Raw genomic sequence first — 17,326 nt, forward strand, 5'->3', positions numbered from 1 at the left:
ACCCTTAGCTCAACTGGATAGAGTACCTGACTACGAATCAGGCGGTTAGAGGTTCGACTCCTCTAGGGTGCATTTTTTTATTTAACGCGGGAAGTAGCTCAGCTTGGTAGAGTACTTGGTTTGGGACCAAGGTGTCGCAGGTTCGAATCCTGTCTTCCCGATCGATTACGAGGATACTTAAGGGTATCTTTTTTATATATGTTAAGGAGATTCTGAGAATCTTCTTTTTTGTGGCTCTTTGTCAACTGTAGTGGGTTGAAGTCAGCTAAGATCGAGAAAGGACGAATTTCGTCCTTTCTTTTTTGATGTTCGGAGTTATGAAAATCATTTCTTGAAGCTGTATTCATCCCAAGACATGTGGGTTGGAAGAAAAGATAAATCTGTCTTGAATTTGAATTCTTTCAATTTACGAATGACTGTCGAAGTTGAGACAGATAGACTTTCTGCAATAGCTGTCATAGGGACTTTCTCGATTAATTTTTGAGTGATTTTCTGGTTGACGATGGTCGCGATTCGGTGATTTTTCTTGACGAGAGAGGTTTCGGCGACCGCTATTTTCGAACACTGATAACACTTAAAACGTCGCTTTCTAAGGAGAATTCTAGTAGGCATACCAGTTGTTTCAAGGTAAGGAATTTTGGAAGGTTTTTGGAAGTCATATTTCTTCATTTGATTTCCGCAATCAGGACAAGATGGGGCGTCGTAGTCCAGTTTAGCGATGACTTCCTTGTAGGTATTCATATTAACGATACAATCTGGATATTAGGGTCTTTAATATCTAGTAGTTTTGTGATAAAATGTAATGGTTCCATATGATTCTTTCTAATGATGGTTTGGTCGCTTTTCATTATAAATCTTATGGGACTTTTTTTCTACAACAAAAGAGGCTCCATAATATCCATAGGGGATTTACCCACTACAGAATTATAGAGTTATTTTTAAGAAAGAAATAAGAGGAATATAAAAGAGTTTAACAAATGACATCAGCTATATATTTTCTTTAATTATGGTAAAATAGTAAGAGAATAATGTGAGGAAAATGAATGTCAAGTAAGTTTGAAATTTTAATGAATCAACTAGGAATTTCTGATCAACTGAAACAGGATCCTGCTCTTATTGATGCAAGCATTGAGCGTGTCGTGGTTCATAAAATTAGTAAGGTTTGGGAGTTTCATTTTGTATTTTCTAATATTTTACCGATTGAAATCTTTTTAGAGTTAAAGAAAGGGCTGAGTGAAGAATTTTCTAAGACAGGGAATCAAGCTGTTTTTGAAATCAAGGCTCTTTCTCAAGATTTTTCAAATCAACTCTTGCAGGCCTACTATAAGGAGGCTTTTTCTGAAGGTCCATGTGCTAGCCAAGGGTTTAAGTCGCTTTATCAGAATTTGCAAGTTCGTGCAGAGGGAAATCAGCTCTTTATTGAAGGTTCAGAGGTGATTGATAAGGAACACTTTAAGAAAAATCATCTTCCTAATTTAACAAAGCAACTTGAAAAATTTGGTTTTCCAGCTTTTGTCTTCCAAATCGAAAAGAATGATGCTCTTACGCAGGAGCAGGAGGAAGCCTTCCATACGGAGAATGAGCAGATCGTTCAAGCTGCCAACGAAGAAGCTTTACGTGCTATGGAACAACTGGAACAAATGGCTCCTCTACCGGTAGAAGAGAAACCAGCCTTCGATTTTCAGGCTAAAAAAGCTGCGACTAAGCCAAAATTGGATAAGGCTGAAGTGACCCAGATGATTGATGTCACGACTGAGGAAAATCGTCTGGTCTTTGAAGGGGTTGTTTTTGATGTGGAGCAAAAAGTGACCAGAACAGGGCGCGTTTTGATCAACTTTAAAATGACCGACTATACTTCAAGTTTTTCGATGCAAAAGTGGGTTAAGAACGAAGAAGAGGCTCAGAAGTTTGACATCATTAAGAAAAATTCCTGGCTTCGTGTTCGTGGGAATGTAGAGATGAATAACTTCACACGCGATTTGACTATGAACGTGCAGGATGTGCAGGAAGTGGTGCATCATGAAAGAAAGGATCTCATGCCAGAAGGTGAGCGTCGGGTTGAGTTTCATGCTCATACTAACATGTCGACTATGGATGCTCTACCAGAGGTAGAAAAAATCGTTGAGACAGCGGCTAAGTGGGGACATAAGGCGGTTGCCATCACGGACCATGGCAATGTTCAGTCCTTCCCACATGGCTATAAGGCAGCCAAGAAAGCGGGAATCCAGCTAATCTATGGAATGGAAGCCAATATCGTTGAAGACCGCGTTCCTATCGTTTATAACGAAGTGGAGATGGACTTGTCAGAAGCTACCTATGTGGTTTTTGACGTGGAAACGACGGGTCTATCAGCCATCTATAATGACTTGATTCAGGTTGCGGCCTCTAAGATGTATAAGGGGAATGTTATTGCCGAATTTGATGAATTTATCAACCCAGGTCACCCCTTGTCAGCCTTTACCACAGAATTGACTGGAATTACAGATGATTATGTCAAAAATGCCAAACCACTAGAACAAGTTTTGCAAGAATTCCAAGAATTTTGCAAGGATACAGTCTTAGTCGCCCACAATGCTACCTTTGACGTTGGCTTTATGAATGCCAACTATGAGCGTCATGGTCTGCCTAAGATTAGCCAGCCAGTTATCGATACGCTGGAGTTTGCTAGAAATCTCTATCCTGAGTATAAACGCCATGGTTTGGGACCTTTGACTAAGCGTTTTGGTGTAGCACTTGAACACCACCACATGGCTAATTACGATGCGGAAGCTACTGGTCGTCTGCTTTTCATCTTTATCAAAGAGGTAGCAGAAAAACATAGTGTGACCGACCTAGCTAGACTAAACATTGATTTGATTAGTCCAGATTCTTATAAAAAAGCTCGGATCAAGCATGCGACTATTTATGTCAAGAATCAGGTAGGTCTAAAAAATATCTTTAAACTGGTTTCTTTGTCCAATACCAAGTACTTTGAAGGAGTACCACGGATTCCGAGAACGGTTCTAGATGCCCATCGGGAGGGCTTGATTTTGGGGTCGGCTTGCTCCGAGGGTGAAGTTTTTGACGCAGTTGTTTCCCAAGGTGTGGATGCGGCGGTTGAGGTGGCTAAGTATTATGACTTTATCGAGGTCATGCCACCAGCTATCTATGCGCCATTGATTGCTAAGGAGCAAGTCAAGGATATGGCAGAACTCCAGACCATTATCAAGAGTTTGATAGAGGTCGGAGACCGTCTTGGTAAGCCTGTTCTAGCTACGGGAAATGTCCACTATATCGAACCGGAAGAAGAGATTTACCGTGAAATTATCGTCCGTAGTTTGGGGCAGGGTGCTATGATTAACCGAACCATTGGTCACGGTGAACATGCCCAACCAGCTCCTCTTCCCAAAGCTCATTTTCGAACGACTAATGAGATGTTGGATGAATTTGCATTCTTGGGAGAGGGACTGGCTCGTAAACTGGTTATTGAAAACACCAATGCCTTGGCAGATATCTTTGAACCTGTTGAGGTTGTTAAGGGTGACTTGTACACGCCTTTCATCGACAAGGCTGAAGAAACGGTTGCTGAGTTGACCTACAAGAAGGCCTTTGAGATTTATGGAAATCCTCTGCCAGATATCGTTGATTTGCGGATTGAAAAGGAATTGACTTCGATTCTGGGGAATGGATTTGCCGTGATTTATCTGGCATCGCAGATGCTGGTGCAACGTTCCAATGAACGGGGATACTTGGTTGGTTCTCGTGGGTCTGTTGGGTCCAGTTTTGTTGCGACCATGATTGGAATTACAGAGGTCAATCCCCTCTCTCCTCACTATGTCTGTGGTCAGTGTCAGTACAGTGAGTTTATCACCGATGGTTCTTACGGTTCAGGTTTTGATATGCCCAATAAGGACTGTCCAAACTGCGGTCACAAACTCAGCAAAAATGGGCAGGATATTCCCTTTGAAACCTTCCTTGGTTTTGATGGAGATAAGGTTCCCGATATTGACTTGAATTTCTCGGGAGAAGACCAACCTAGTGCTCACTTGGATGTGCGTGATATCTTTGGTTCAGAGTATGCCTTTCGTGCAGGAACGGTTGGTACAGTTGCTGCTAAGACCGCCTATGGCTTTGTCAAGGGTTACGAGCGTGACTATGGCAAATTTTATCGTGATGCGGAGGTGGAACGCCTCGCTCAAGGTGCGGCTGGTGTCAAGCGAACAACAGGACAACACCCGGGGGGGATCGTTGTTATTCCTAACTACATGGACGTCTACGATTTTACGCCTGTCCAGTATCCAGCAGATGACGTGACGGCTGAATGGCAGACCACTCACTTTAACTTCCACGATATCGATGAGAACGTCCTCAAACTTGATGTACTGGGGCATGATGATCCGACCATGATTCGCAAACTTCAGGACTTATCTGGTATTGATCCTAATGAAATCCCTATGGATGATGAAGGCGTGATGGCCCTCTTTTCTGGTACGGATGTGCTTGGCGTGACGCCGGAGCAAATCGGAACGGCGACAGGTATGCTGGGAATTCCAGAGTTTGGAACTAACTTCGTACGTGGGATGGTCGATGAAACCCATCCGACAACCTTTGCGGAATTGCTTCAGCTCTCAGGACTGTCCCATGGTACCGATGTGTGGTTGGGCAATGCCCAGGATCTGATCAAGCAAGGGATTGCGGACCTATCAACCGTTATCGGTTGTCGGGACGACATCATGGTTTACCTCATGCATGCTGGTCTTGAACCTAAGATGGCCTTTACCATCATGGAACGGGTGCGTAAAGGCTTGTGGTTGAAGATTTCCGAGGAGGAGCGAAATGGCTACATCGAAGCCATGAAGGCCAATAAGGTACCAGAGTGGTATATAGAGTCCTGCGGGAAAATTAAGTACATGTTCCCTAAAGCCCATGCGGCAGCCTACGTTATGATGGCCCTTCGCGTAGCCTACTTCAAGGTTCACCATCCCATTTATTATTACTGTGCTTACTTCTCAATCCGCGCTAAGGCTTTTGATATCAAGACTATGGGTGCAGGCTTGGATGCTATCAAGCGCAGAATGGAAGAAATCTCTGAAAAACGGAAGAACAATGAAGCTTCTAATGTGGAAATTGACCTCTATACCACTCTTGAGATTGTCAATGAGATGTGGGAGCGTGGTTTCAAGTTTGGAAAACTCGATCTCTACCGTAGTCAGGCGACAGAGTTCCTCATCGATGGGGATACCCTCATTCCGCCATTTGTAGCAATGGATGGTCTGGGAGAGAACGTTGCCAAGCAGTTAGTTCGAGCGCGTGAAGAGGGAGAATTCCTCTCTAAAACAGAATTGCGCAAACGCGGTGGCCTCTCATCAACTTTGGTTGAAAAGATGGATGAAATGGGGATTCTCGGCAATATGCCAGAGGATAACCAATTGAGTTTGTTTGATGAGTTTTTCTAAAATATAGAAAGAGGTTTTTATGAAACTTACTATTTCTGCTCAGGATAAGCCAGCGCAAAAGGTGTTTGATTACCAGCTGGATCTTGACCCTGATACGATTTTGAGAATGACCGCTTTGATTTGCGGCACTGTGGCAGCGGTTAGCCTGTTGTCCTTGTTTAAAGAGAAATAACAATAGAAAAGAGAAAACAAAATGGTTTTACCAAATTTTAAAGAAAATCTAGAAAAATATGCTAAATTGTTGGTTGCAAACGGAATTAATGTGCAACCTGGTCACACCTTGGCTCTTTCTATCGATGTGGAGCAACGTGAGTTGGCACATTTGATCGTGAAAGAAGCTTATGTCTTGGGTGCGCATGAGGTTATTGTTCAGTGGACAGATGATGTGATCAACCGTGAGAAATTCCTCCACGCGCCGATAGAGCGTCTGAACAATGTGCCAGAATACAAGATTGCTGAGATGAACTATCTCTTGGAGAACAAGGCTAGCCGTCTTGGTGTCCGTTCTTCTGACCCAGGTGCCTTGAACGGTGTGGACGCTGACAAGCTTTCAGCTTCTGCTAAAGCGATGGGACTCGCTATGAAGCCAATGCGTATTGCAACTCAGTCTAACAAGGTTAGCTGGACAGTGGCTGCCGCTGCTGGACTCGAGTGGGCTAAGAAGGTCTTTCCAAATGCTACGAGCGATGAAGAAGCAGTCGATCTCCTTTGGGATCAAATCTTCAAAACTTGCCGTGTCTACGAAGACGATCCTGTTAAGGCTTGGGAAGAACACGCTGCCATTCTTAAGAGTAAGGCAGATATGCTTAATAAGGAGCAATTCTCAGCTCTTCACTATACAGCGCCAGGGACAGATTTGACACTTGGCTTGCCTAAGAACCACGTTTGGGAATCAGCTGGTGCTATCAATGCACAGGGCGAAGAATTCTTGCCAAATATGCCGACAGAGGAAGTTTTCACTGCCCCTGACTTCCGTCGTGCAGATGGCTATGTCACTTCTACAAAACCACTTAGCTATAATGGAAATATCATCGAAGGGATTAAAGTAACCTTCAAGGATGGTCAAATCGTAGATATCACTGCTGAGAAGGGTGATCAGGTCATGAAAGACCTTGTCTTTGAAAATGCGGGCGCACGTGCCTTGGGTGAATGTGCCTTGGTACCAGATCCAAGTCCAATTTCACAGTCAGGCATTACCTTCTTCAACACCCTTTTCGATGAGAATGCTTCAAACCACTTGGCTATCGGTGCAGCCTATGCGACCAGCGTTGTTGGAGGGGCAGAGATGAGCGAAGAAGAGCTTGAAGCAGCAGGTCTTAACCAATCAGATGTTCACGTGGACTTCATGATTGGTTCGAGTCAAATGGATATCGATGGTATCCGTGAGGATGGAACACGCGTACCACTCTTCCGTAATGGAGATTGGGCAATTTAAGGAGAAGCTATGCTTGGAAGTATGTTTGTTGGTCTCCTAGTGGGACTCTTGGCGGGTGCTTTGACCAATCGTGGAGAGAGCATGGGATGCTTTGGAAAAATATTTCTCGGCTGGATTGGTGCCTTTTTGGGCCACTTGCTCTTTGGAACTTGGGGTCCAATCCTAGCAGGAACAGCTATTATCCCAGCTATTTTAGGAGCTATGCTTGTCTTAGCTATTTTCTGGAGACGAGGAAGTTAAGTTCCTAAATCTGAAAAGAAAAGGAGGTTGGTCATTGAGCCAGCCTCCTTTTGAGTATGATATAATAGTTCTATGAGATTAGATAAATTTTTAGTTGCCTGCGCTGTGGGAAGTCGGACAGAGGTAAAAAACTTGCTCAAGGCTGGGCGCGTGACGGTAAATGGCAAAAAGGAAAAGTCAGCTAAACTGCAAATTGACGAAGAAAGAGACCAAATTCGTTTTGACGGTCAAGTGCTAGAGTACGAGGAGTTTGTTTACTACATGATGAACAAGCCCCAAGGAGTCATTTCGGCGACTGAAGATCCCAAGCATAGAACTGTTTTAGACTTGTTAGATGACTATGCTCGCGCCAAGGAAGTTTTTCCTATCGGTCGTTTAGATATTGATACCCATGGTCTTTTGCTCTTGACCAATGATGGTCAGCTGGCCCATGCGTTGCTTTCGCCTAAACGTCATGTGGATAAAACTTACTTGGCTCAAGTCAAGGGGATTATGATCCAAGAAGATGTGGAAACATTTTCCAAGGGCATTCCGCTTAAGGATTTTACTTGCCAGCCGGGCAAACTGGTGATTTTGTCAGTGGATTCAGATAAGGATGAGAGCCAGGTTCGGGTGACCATAGCAGAAGGGAAGTTTCATCAGGTTAAACGCATGGTAGCCTACTGTGGCAAGGAAGTCGTGGACTTGCAACGTTTGACGATGGGGACTCTAGTTTTGGATGAGAACTTAGAACGAGGAGAATGGCGTCGCTTGACCAAGGAGGAGTTAGAGAATCTCCTTGCTAGTATTGCTTAGTTTGGATTATGTTAGAAAAGGTGAGGGAGAATGTCCTTACCTTTTTCGTTTTTCAGTTGCTTCCTTTGTGAAAAGAGTTATAATAGACAGTAGAATAAAAGGAGGAATCTATGAACGCGATTCAAGAATCATTTACAGATAAATTATTTGCTAACTATGAAGCAAATGTCAAATACCAAGCGATTGAAAATGCTGCCAGTCACAACGGAATTTTTGCAGCCCTGGAGCGTCGTCAAAGCCATGTTGACAATACACCTGTTTTCTCGCTTGATTTGACCAAGGACAAGGTGACCAACCAGAAAGCGTCTGGTCGTTGCTGGATGTTCGCAGCTCTCAACACCTTCCGCCACAAACTCATCTCTCAGTACAAATTAGAGAACTTTGAATTGTCTCAGGCCCACACCTTCTTCTGGGACAAGTATGAGAAATCAAACTGGTTCTTGGAGCAAGTCATTGCGACTGCAGACCAAGAATTGACGAGTCGCAAGGTTAGCTTCCTACTCCAAACACCCCAACAAGACGGTGGTCAGTGGGATATGGTAGTGTCCCTCTTTGAGAAATACGGTGTCGTACCCAAGTCTGTTTACCCTGAGTCTATCTCATCTAGCAACAGCCGTGAGCTAAATGCTATCCTCAACAAATTGCTTCGCCAAGATGCTCAAATCTTGCGTGATTTGTTGGCTTCTGGTGCAGATCAAGCGACTGTTCAAGCCAAGAAAGAAGAGCTTTTGCAAGAAATCTTTAACTTCCTTGCTATGTCACTAGGGCTTCCACCACGTAAATTTGACTTTGCTTATCGTGACAAGGATGATAACTACCAAAGTGAAAAGGGCATTACACCACAAGAATTTTACAAAAAATATGTTGACCTTCCTCTAGAAGACTACGTTTCTGTTATCAATGCTCCAACTGCTGATAAACCTTATGGCAAATCTTACACAGTTGAGATGTTAGGAAATGTCGTCGGTAGCCGTGCAGTTCGCTACATCAACGTTCCAATGGAGCGCTTGAAGGAATTAGCGATTGCCCAAATGCAGACAGGAGAAACTGTTTGGTTTGGTTCAGATGTCGGCCAACTCAGCAACCGTAAAGCTGGAATCCTTGCGACAGATGTTTATGACTTTGAATCAAGCATGGATATTAAACTCACTCAAGACAAGGCTGGACGCTTGGACTACAGCGAAAGCTTGATGACCCACGCCATGGTCTTGACAGGTGTGGATTTGGATGAAAACGGCAAGTCAACTAAGTGGAAGGTTGAGAACTCTTGGGGAGACAAGGTCGGTACAGATGGTTACTTCGTTGCCTCAGATGCTTGGATGGATGAATACACTTACCAAATCGTTGTCCGTAAGGAATTGCTGACAGCAGAAGAACAAGCCGCATATGAAGCAGAACCAATTGTGTTAGCACCATGGGATCCAATGGGTGCCTTGGCAGAATAAAGTATAAAGAAAAGAGGTTAGGGGAATCCTAGCTTCTTTTTTTAGTCCTTCTTAAAGTTGCGATAGATGATGCTTGCCAAGTGAGTTCTTCTTATTTTGAGTCTTTAAGTGACAGAGAAAAAGATATGTGTTACTATAGTAGTACAAAAGGATATCGGAGTAGAAATGAAGTATTTAAGTAGTCAAGATATCAAGGATCGTCAACGAAACATCAGTGACATTAAACCCTATAAAACAACCAAGGAAATAGTCGTTTCAAATATCTTTACCTTCTTTAATGCCATGAACTTGGCTCTGGCAGTTCTGGTAGCCACAACCTTGCGATTTGAGAACATGCTCTTTTTAGGTGTGATTGCCATCAATACAGCCATCGGGATTTTCCAAGAAGTGCGTTCAAAAAATGCCTTAGAAAAGCTGAGTTTGCTTGGTAAAAGTAAGTACAAAGTCAATCGAGATGGTCAAACGATTGAGATTGATCCGGAGGACATCGTTCTAGGGGAGTATCTGCATCTCAATCTGGGTGATCAGGTGCCTGTCGATGCAGAAGTCCTTGAAGGGAATATTGAAGTGGATGAGTCTTTACTGACTGGTGAGAGTGATTCAGTCTTTAAAACGGTTGGTGATAAGCTGATGAGCGGAAGCAATGTCGTCAGCGGTACTTGTCTGGTCACGGCGACAGCTGTGGGTCCCGATAGTTATATCAATAAGCTCGCAAAATCCAGCAAGGAATTCAAAAAATACCCTTCTCAACTGCGCGATTATATGGATAAGATTTTAAAAATCGTTTCTATCTTGCTGGTGCCAGTTGCCATTCTGCTCTATGTCAGAGGTTTTAGTCTAGGACGGTCTTATGTTGAAATTGTCTTGGGAAGTTCAGGTGCCTTGGTCGGCATGATTCCAGAGGGCTTGATTCTCTTGGTTAGCGTCTCCCTAGCGGTAGCAGCCATGAAGTTGGCTAAAAAGAAGGTTCTAGTGCAGGAGCTATACTGTGTAGAGACCTTGGCGCGAGTAGATGTTCTTTGTTTTGATAAGACAGGAACTATCACGACGGGGAATATGAAGGTCCAAGAAATGGATGCTAATGTAGCAGAGAAACTGTCTTCTTATTTGGCTTATTTCGAAGATGAAAATGCAACTTCCCGAGCTCTGAAGACTTACTTAACCTGTGAGAAAAAGTGGGAAGTTCAAGAAGTCGGTGCCTTTTCAAGCAAAAACAAGTATTCCTTTGTCCAAGTAAAAGATGGTGGGACCTATTTCTTCGGAGCCTATGAATTTCTAGGCTTTACCCAGCCGATGGATGCCTACTATGAGCATCTGAAACAGCAAGGTTTTCGAATTTTGTCCCTTGCTCATAGTAAGGACCAAATCACGAGTCCAGCCAATATGGAATTACTAGGACACGTCGTTTTGTCAGATGAGATTAAGGACAATACCAAGGAAACCTTTGACTATTTCGAATCTCAAGGTGTTGAAGTGAAGATTATCAGTGGTGATAATCATGTGGCTGTATATGGGGTGGCTCGTAAGGCAGGTTTTAAGGAAGAAGCCCGTACGATTGATATGACCAAGGTGAGTGATGAGGACTTTGAAAGAGTGGTCTTGGAACACGATATCTTTGGACGTGTGACACCTGAACAGAAGCAAAAGATGGTATCTATTTTGCAAAATGCGGGTAAGACAGTTGCCATGAGTGGTGACGGGGTCAATGATGTTCTGGCTCTCAAGAAAGCAGATATCAGTTTTGCTATGAATGGTGCTACTAGTGCAGCCAAAAGTGTGTCCAATATTGTTTTTCTCACTGATGACTTTGCAGTATTTTATGATATCTTGATGGAAGGACGCCGGGTCATCAATAACATCCAAAAGGTAGCCTCTCTATTTCTAACAAAGACCTTCTTCTCCATCGTGTTTGCAATTTTGAGTGTGGTATTTGGTTTGGAATTCGCCTTTATCCCCATTCAGTTTACAATCATTTCAGCCATTACGATTGGGATTCCATCTTTTTTCCTAACTTTTGAGTCCAATAAAGAAAAGGTTAGCACACATTTTATGCGAGATATTTTGACCAATGCTGCGATTGGTGGTGGCATTCTGGTTGCTAGTGTTCTCCTGACTAACTTCTTTATCACTGTCCCAGGTCAGGTCAAATTTATTTGCTTCCTCCTTGCCCTGATCAATGGTCTGTGTCTAGTTGCCAAGGTCAGTCTGCCATTTAATCGATACAAACTAGTCTTGCTCACACTGTTGAGCCTTGCAGCCCTTGTTGGCGTACTTGCCAATACTTTTATCCTGCAAGGAGCGTTTGTGCCTTTAGAAACCCAACAGCTTCTCTATGTTGCCATCCTAGCAGTGGTGATTGGGTGCTTTCATTATCTTACTAGGAAAAAAAGTTGATACACAAAAAGAATCAGGTTTAATCCTGATTCTTTTTTATCTATATCCTCAATTGCTTGGATTACATGATACCGAAGAAACGAGCTGCAATACCTACTGCAAAGAGAGCAAGGATGATTGCGATTGGTGATACTTTTTTCTTAAGCAACCACATGCAGAGGAAAGTAAGGAGAAGTCCCATCAATCCTGGGATCAATGAGTTCAACTGACCTTGAAGTGTTTGTGGTTGAACGCTATCCAAGCTCAAACCACTAAGAGCCTGACCAAGAATTCCCTTCAATTCTCCACCTGTTACAGGTCCTTCTGGGAAGTTGATGTAGGCACCTTCAGCCAATTGTTTACCTGGAAGGTTCACAGTAAAGTTGATAGATACCCAACGTTGTACAAGAACGGCAAGGATGAACATACCAAGGATAGATGCCCCTTTAGTGATGTCTTTCAAGATACCACCAGACATGTCTTTAGTGATTTCAGATCCAGCTTTGTAACCGAACTCTTGTGTGTACCATAGGAAGGCCATACGGATAGCATTCCATCCAAAGAAGAAGAGAAGAGGACCAACAATGTTACCAGATGCAGCAAGTGATGCACCGAGGGCTCCAAGGATAGGACGAACTGTAAACCAGAATACTGGGTCACCGATACCAGCAAGAGGTCCCATCATACCGATCTTAACCCCTTGGATAGCCGCGTCATCGATCTCAACACCGTTAGCGCGCTCTTCTTCAAGTGCAAGAGTAACCCCCATGATTGGAGCAGCTACGTATGGGTGAGTGTTGAAGAACTCAAGGTGACGCTCAAGAGCAGCCGCTTGGTCTTCTTTTTTAGTGTACAATTTTTTGATAGCTGGGATTAGTGAGTAAGCCCAACCCAAGTTTTGCATACGTTCATAGTTCCAAGAACCTTGAAGGAATTGTGAACGCCACCAAACTTTTTGACGATCTGATTTTGATAATTGAATTTTTTCAGCCATGATTGTTCCCCTTTCTAGTAGTCTTCTAGGATATCACCGATTGGGTCGTTAGAAGTCGCAGCTCCGCCGCCACCGTTTCCACCTTGTTTTGAAAGGTTAAGGTAGATGAAGGCAAGGGCAACACCGATGACACCAAGGGCAATCAAAGTCAATTGAGAAATCGCTGCAAGAGCGAAACCGATAGCGAAGAATGGCCATACTTCACGAGTTGCCATCATGTTGATAACCATAGCGTAACCAACGGCAACGACCATAGCACCACCAACAGCCATACCACCATTCAACCATTCTGGCATTAGACCAAGAGCGTCTTTAACAGCAGAAGCTGGGATAGCGATAAGGAAGGCTGCTGGAATCGCGATACGAAGACCTTGAAGAACAAGAGCAAAGTAGTGAGCGCGTTCAACAGCTGCAATGTTTCCTTCTTTTGCAGCTGCGTCAGCTGAGTGAACCAAGGCAACTGAGATTGTACGAACAATCATTGTCAAGAAAAGTCCAGCTACGGCAAGAGGGATAGCTGTGGCTGTTGCGACGGCGATACCTTCAGTAGTAAAGTTACCACCTTTGATCAAGATGATTGCTGCAGCAACAGATGCAAGAGCAGCGTCAGGAGCTACGGCAGCTCCGATGTTTGCCCAACCGAGGGCGATCATTTGAAGAGATCCACCAAGCATAACACCTGCTTCGAGGTTACCAGTTGCAAGTCCGATAAGGGTACATGCGACGATTGGTTGATGGAATTGGAATTGGTCGAGGATACCTTCAAGACCTGCAAGGAAGGCAACAACTACAACCAAGATAGCAGAAATGATTGAAATATCTGACATGGTTTTATTCCTTTTCTATTTAGTTTTAATAAAGTATTTAATCCTGTTTTCAAAAATGATAAAACAGATTAAAATTATTGGACGTTTGCTTTCTTAATCAAGTCAAACAAATCTTTTTTCGTGTCGTTTGGTACTTTACGTACATCAAATTCAACACCGAGGTCACGCATTTTTTCAAATGTTGCAACATCATCTTTGTCCATAGACAAGACGTTATTGATCATTGTTTTACCTGTTGAGTGGGCCATAGAACCAACGTTAAGGGTCTTGATTGGCACGCCACCTTCGATGGCACGAAGGGCATCTTGAGGTGTTTCAAACAAGATAAGAGCATGTGTGTTACCAAAACGAGGATCTTTTGCAACCTCAATCAATTTTTTGATTGGGACAACGTTGGCTTTTACTCCGTTAGGAGCTGCTTGTTTGATCAATTCTTTACGCAATTCGTCGTTTGCAACGTTATCTGAAGCAACGATGATACGATCTGCTTTTGAATCTGGTGTCCAAGCAGTTGCGACTTGTCCGTGAAGAAGACGTGTGTCAAGACGGGCAAGATTGATTTTCAATTTACCGTCTCCGATAACAGTTCCTTCTGGAATAGCAGCTTGGGCAACTGGAGCAGCCGCAGCACTAGCCCCTTCCTCAACTGGGTTAAGCTCTTCTGGAAGAGCCTTGATGCCATCTTTGGCTTCTTTAATGATATTCGCAGCGACTTTATCCACACCTGCAGTAGCATCCATAAGGCGCTCAGTATAGGCTTGGATCAACATCGGCAAGTTAAGCCCTGTGATGATGGCAAACTTACGCTCAGGATTTTCTCCCATCACGCGACTAGCTTGGTTGAATGGAGATCCACTCCAAAGGTCAGCCAATACTAGAACCTCATCTTCTGCGTCAAATGCAGCCACAGCGTTGTTGAATTTAGCGTAAAGATCATCTGGACCTTCATTTGGCATAAAGGTTACAACTTGAACCTTTTCTTGTTCACCAAAGATCATAGATCCTGACTGATGAATACCCGCAGCAAATTCGCCGTGGCTCGCAATAATGATTCCGATACTCATTATTGTCATTCCTCCTTTTAAAATGTTTGACTTATAGGTTTCCTAAAAAACCTCAGACGTACCTAGTATAAATCGTTTTCATATAAAAATCAACTACTTTTTCGAAAATTGTAAAAGTTTTCAATGAAAATAGGCTTACAAAATGTTAATATATAAATAATTTTAAAAAATATATGAAAATAGCAATGGAAAATTTAATATAAAAATACTGAAAATGAGTGATCTTTATGAAAATGGAATGAAAATAAAAGGAAAGATTGCAGGATAGCAATCCTCTTTTTTATAGGAATAAAGTTTGTAAAGCGTGGGCTACCCCGTCTTCTTCGTTGGTCAGAGGAAGTTGTTCGTCTGCATATGGAAGAAGAGCAGGATTGGCGTTTTTCATAGCATACCCCTTGCCTGCAAATGCCAACATTTCAGTGTCATTATGCTCATCACCAAAGGCGATTAAGTCTTTTTTATCACGATTCATCACATTGAGCAAGTACTCTAGAGCAAAGGCCTTGTTTACCCCCTTGGGAGTACATTCGAGGATGTTGAGAGGGCCACCCCAGGTATTGATAGCTAGTTGATGCTGATAAAAACGATTCATCTCGTCCGCTAGAGCGTATTTGTCCTCAACCCTTGTTTGCAAGAGAATGCAGTTAGGATTCTTGGTTACTCGTTCGGGTTTGAATTGATTTTCCGGTTGGAAGTTCTCTACGCCAAATAGTTTAGGGTCCGCAATTTCTTCATTCGGAGCTGTAATGTAAAATTTCTTACGGTATTCTCCTGCAATAAAGTCGGCCTGAATATCCTCTTTACGTTTGACCATATCTAGGAGATATTTTTTGTCCAAGGTTAAGCATCTTTCGTGCTCCCAAGCCTGTCCTGGTAGATGGGTGAGGGAACCATTAAAGTTAATCATAGGAGTATGTAGCTCTAGTTCGCGGTAGAAGTCTTTTGCCATGCGATACGGACGCCCCGTCGTGATGATGACATGGTGTCCTTTTTCTGAAATTTTTTTGATTGTCTCTTTGGTAAAATCGGAGAGCTTGCTTTCGCTATTAAGCAGGGTTCCGTCCAAATCGACTGCGATAATTTTTTTAGTCATATGAACCTTCCTAGTCGTTTCCAGATAAGATGTCTACTATTATATCAAAAAGAAAAAAGAAAAGCAGACTCGAGATAAAAAACAAAAATTGTTCCAATTTGGTAAATAAACCAAATAAACATGTTGAAAAGGTGAATGATAAGTGGTATAATATTGATATTGTTCGTAAAAAACAAAAGGAGATTCATAATGGATAAACTATTTAAACTAAAAGAGAACGGGACGGACGTTCGTACGGAGGTTCTCGCTGGTTTAACAACTTTCTTTGCAATGAGTTACATTCTCTTTGTAAACCCACAAATGCTTGCGCAGACAGGGATGCCTGCTCAAGGTGTCTTCCTAGCAACGATTATTGGTGCAGTAGCTGGTACCCTGATGATGGCCTTCTATGCGAACCTGCCATACGCTCAAGCGCCAGGTATGGGACTCAATGCCTTCTTTACCTTTACAGTCGTATTTGGGCTTGGTTATTCATGGCAAGAAGCCTTGGCTATGGTCTTTATCTGTGGGATTATTTCGCTAATCATTACCTTAACAAATGTTCGTAAAATGATTATTGAATCCATTCCCAATGCGCTTCGTTCGGCTATTTCAGCAGGTATCGGTGTCTTCCTTGCCTATGTAGGGATTAAGAATGCTGGTCTTTTGAAATTCTCTATTGATCCAGGAAGTTATACAGTTGCTGGTGAGGGTGCTGATAAGGCCCAAGCAGCCATTACAGCAAACTCTTCAGCAGTTCCAGGTCTGGTTAGCTTTAATAATCCGGCTGTTTTAGTGGCTATTGCAGGTTTGGCTATTACGATTTTCTTTGTTATTAAGGGAATCAAGGGAGGAATCATTCTTTCTATCTTAACAACGACAGTTCTTGCTATCGCTGTTGGTTTGGTTGATGTATCAAGCATTGATTTTTCTAATAACCATGTAGGTGCAGCCTTTGAAGATTTGAAGACAATCTTTGGTGCAGCACTTGGCTCACAAGGATTGGGTGCTTTAATCTCAGACACTGCTCGTCTACCGGAAACACTTATGGCTATTCTGGCCTTCTCGTTGACAGATATTTTTGACACAATTGGTACCTTGATTGGTACAGGTGAAAAAGTCGGTATCGTAGCGACAAATGGTGAAAATCACCAATCAGATAAGTTGGATAAGGCTCTTTACTCTGACTTGATTGGTACTTCAATTGGTGCCATCGCAGGTACTTCAAACGTGACAACCTATGTTGAGTCTGCAGCGGGTATCGGTGCGGGTGGACGTACTGGTTTGACAGCCTTGGTGGTTGCGGTTTGTTTTGCAATTTCAAGTTTCTTTAGTCCACTTTTGGCAATTGTTCCATCAGCTGCGACGGCTCCAATTTTGATTATCGTTGGGATTATGATGCTCGGTAGCTTGAAAAACATCCATTGGGATGATATGGCTGAAGCTGTCCCTGCCTTCTTTACGTCTATCTTCATGGGATTCAGCTACTCTATCACACAAGGGATTGCAGTTGGTTTCTTGACTTATACGTTAACAAAAGTTGTCAAAGGTCAAGCCAAGGATGTGCACGCGATGATTTGGATTTTGGATGCCTTGTTTATCCTTAACTATATCAGTATGGCGCTTTAAATGATATAATAGTAAGA

12 protein-coding genes, 2 tRNA genes and 1 pseudogene are annotated in these 17,326 nt (G+C 43.0%); 10 read left to right on the forward strand and 5 right to left on the reverse strand.

The features are described 5' to 3' along the window. Together B7725_RS02800 and B7725_RS02805 are read left to right on the forward strand one after the other, a co-directional pair. Window positions 1-72: transfer RNA gene (locus B7725_RS02800), tRNA-Arg, on the forward strand. Between the two features lie 15 nt (window positions 73-87). Continuing rightward, window positions 88-161 (forward strand) — tRNA-Pro (locus B7725_RS02805). Between the two features lie 166 nt (window positions 162-327). Here the strand turns inward: B7725_RS02805 and B7725_RS02810 are convergent. Further along, window positions 328-812: pseudogene (locus B7725_RS02810) on the reverse strand (transposase family protein); the annotation flags it as partial. A gap of 231 nt (window positions 813-1,043) precedes the next feature. Between B7725_RS02810 and B7725_RS02815 the strand changes: the two are divergent. From B7725_RS02815 to B7725_RS02845, 7 genes are all read left to right on the forward strand, one after another. Continuing rightward, window positions 1,044-5,435: a PolC-type DNA polymerase III gene (locus B7725_RS02815; RefSeq protein ID WP_084874457.1), complete on the forward strand. Its 4,392-nt coding sequence runs from the start codon at window positions 1,044-1,046 to the stop codon at window positions 5,433-5,435. 19 nt (window positions 5,436-5,454) lie between these two features. Next, the gene (locus B7725_RS09975) at window positions 5,455-5,607 is read left to right on the forward strand and encodes a hypothetical protein (RefSeq protein WP_061409820.1); all 153 of its coding nucleotides are present in this window, start codon (window positions 5,455-5,457) and stop codon (window positions 5,605-5,607) included. Between the two features lie 21 nt (window positions 5,608-5,628). Further along, window positions 5,629-6,870 carry an aminopeptidase gene (locus tag B7725_RS02820; RefSeq protein WP_084874459.1) on the forward strand — a complete coding sequence of 414 codons (1,242 nt, stop codon included), beginning with the start codon at window positions 5,629-5,631 and terminating at the stop codon, window positions 6,868-6,870. A gap of 9 nt (window positions 6,871-6,879) precedes the next feature. After that, the gene (locus tag B7725_RS02825) at window positions 6,880-7,110 is read left to right on the forward strand and encodes a GlsB/YeaQ/YmgE family stress response membrane protein (RefSeq protein ID WP_084874461.1); all 231 of its coding nucleotides are present in this window, start codon (window positions 6,880-6,882) and stop codon (window positions 7,108-7,110) included. Between the two features lie 72 nt (window positions 7,111-7,182). Continuing rightward, window positions 7,183-7,905, forward strand: coding sequence for a pseudouridine synthase (locus B7725_RS02830; protein ID WP_084874462.1), 723 nt, complete (start codon window positions 7,183-7,185; stop codon window positions 7,903-7,905). A 110-nt stretch (window positions 7,906-8,015) separates the two neighbouring features. Beyond that, window positions 8,016-9,350 carry an aminopeptidase C gene (gene pepC / locus B7725_RS02840; RefSeq protein ID WP_084874466.1) on the forward strand — a complete coding sequence of 445 codons (1,335 nt, stop codon included), beginning with the start codon at window positions 8,016-8,018 and terminating at the stop codon, window positions 9,348-9,350. A gap of 165 nt (window positions 9,351-9,515) precedes the next feature. Continuing rightward, window positions 9,516-11,744 carry an HAD-IC family P-type ATPase gene (locus B7725_RS02845; RefSeq protein WP_084874468.1) on the forward strand — a complete coding sequence of 743 codons (2,229 nt, stop codon included), beginning with the start codon at window positions 9,516-9,518 and terminating at the stop codon, window positions 11,742-11,744. Window positions 11,745-11,805: 61 nt separating this feature from the next. Here B7725_RS02845 and B7725_RS02850 read toward each other — a convergent pair whose 3' ends face one another. The 4 genes from B7725_RS02850 to B7725_RS02865 all read right to left on the reverse strand — a co-directional run bounded on the left by B7725_RS02850 (window position 11,806) and on the right by B7725_RS02865 (window position 15,701). Next, entirely contained in the window at window positions 11,806-12,717 is a 912-nt protein-coding gene (locus B7725_RS02850) for a PTS system mannose/fructose/sorbose family transporter subunit IID (protein WP_000818319.1), read from the reverse strand. A 14-nt stretch (window positions 12,718-12,731) separates the two neighbouring features. Next, window positions 12,732-13,544: a PTS mannose/fructose/sorbose transporter subunit IIC gene (locus tag B7725_RS02855; RefSeq protein WP_009730710.1), complete on the reverse strand. Its 813-nt coding sequence runs from the start codon at window positions 13,542-13,544 to the stop codon at window positions 12,732-12,734. A 74-nt stretch (window positions 13,545-13,618) separates the two neighbouring features. Beyond that, the gene (locus B7725_RS02860) at window positions 13,619-14,608 is read right to left on the reverse strand and encodes a PTS sugar transporter subunit IIB (RefSeq protein ID WP_000021989.1); all 990 of its coding nucleotides are present in this window, start codon (window positions 14,606-14,608) and stop codon (window positions 13,619-13,621) included. 280 nt (window positions 14,609-14,888) lie between these two features. Continuing rightward, window positions 14,889-15,701 carry a Cof-type HAD-IIB family hydrolase gene (locus tag B7725_RS02865; RefSeq protein WP_084874469.1) on the reverse strand — a complete coding sequence of 271 codons (813 nt, stop codon included), beginning with the start codon at window positions 15,699-15,701 and terminating at the stop codon, window positions 14,889-14,891. 189 nt (window positions 15,702-15,890) lie between these two features. Between B7725_RS02865 and B7725_RS02870 the strand changes: the two genes are divergently transcribed. Next, window positions 15,891-17,309, forward strand: a complete 1,419-nt coding sequence (locus B7725_RS02870) for an NCS2 family permease (RefSeq protein ID WP_000359305.1) — start codon at window positions 15,891-15,893, stop codon at window positions 17,307-17,309. The last annotated feature ends 17 nt before the right edge of the window (window positions 17,310-17,326 follow it).

It is taken from the genome of Streptococcus oralis subsp. tigurinus, assembly GCF_002096275.1.
Classification (GTDB): Bacteria; Bacillota; Bacilli; order Lactobacillales; family Streptococcaceae; genus Streptococcus; species Streptococcus oralis_CN.

Coding starts and splice junctions, on each gene's coding strand:
- B7725_RS02815 (WP_084874457.1), top strand. CDS start 1,044: ATGTCAAGTAAGTTTGAAATTTTAATGAATCAACTAGGAATTTCTGAT.
- B7725_RS09975 (WP_061409820.1), top strand. CDS start 5,455: ATGAAACTTACTATTTCTGCTCAGGATAAGCCAGCGCAAAAGGTGTTT.
- B7725_RS02820 (WP_084874459.1), top strand. CDS start 5,629: ATGGTTTTACCAAATTTTAAAGAAAATCTAGAAAAATATGCTAAATTG.
- B7725_RS02825 (WP_084874461.1), top strand. CDS start 6,880: ATGCTTGGAAGTATGTTTGTTGGTCTCCTAGTGGGACTCTTGGCGGGT.
- B7725_RS02830 (WP_084874462.1), top strand. CDS start 7,183: ATGAGATTAGATAAATTTTTAGTTGCCTGCGCTGTGGGAAGTCGGACA.
- pepC (WP_084874466.1), top strand. CDS start 8,016: ATGAACGCGATTCAAGAATCATTTACAGATAAATTATTTGCTAACTAT.
- B7725_RS02845 (WP_084874468.1), top strand. CDS start 9,516: ATGAAGTATTTAAGTAGTCAAGATATCAAGGATCGTCAACGAAACATC.
- B7725_RS02850 (WP_000818319.1), bottom strand. CDS start 12,717: ATGGCTGAAAAAATTCAATTATCAAAATCAGATCGTCAAAAAGTTTGG.
- B7725_RS02855 (WP_009730710.1), bottom strand. CDS start 13,544: ATGTCAGATATTTCAATCATTTCTGCTATCTTGGTTGTAGTTGTTGCC.
- B7725_RS02860 (WP_000021989.1), bottom strand. CDS start 14,608: ATGAGTATCGGAATCATTATTGCGAGCCACGGCGAATTTGCTGCGGGT.
- B7725_RS02865 (WP_084874469.1), bottom strand. CDS start 15,701: ATGACTAAAAAAATTATCGCAGTCGATTTGGACGGAACCCTGCTTAAT.
- B7725_RS02870 (WP_000359305.1), top strand. CDS start 15,891: ATGGATAAACTATTTAAACTAAAAGAGAACGGGACGGACGTTCGTACG.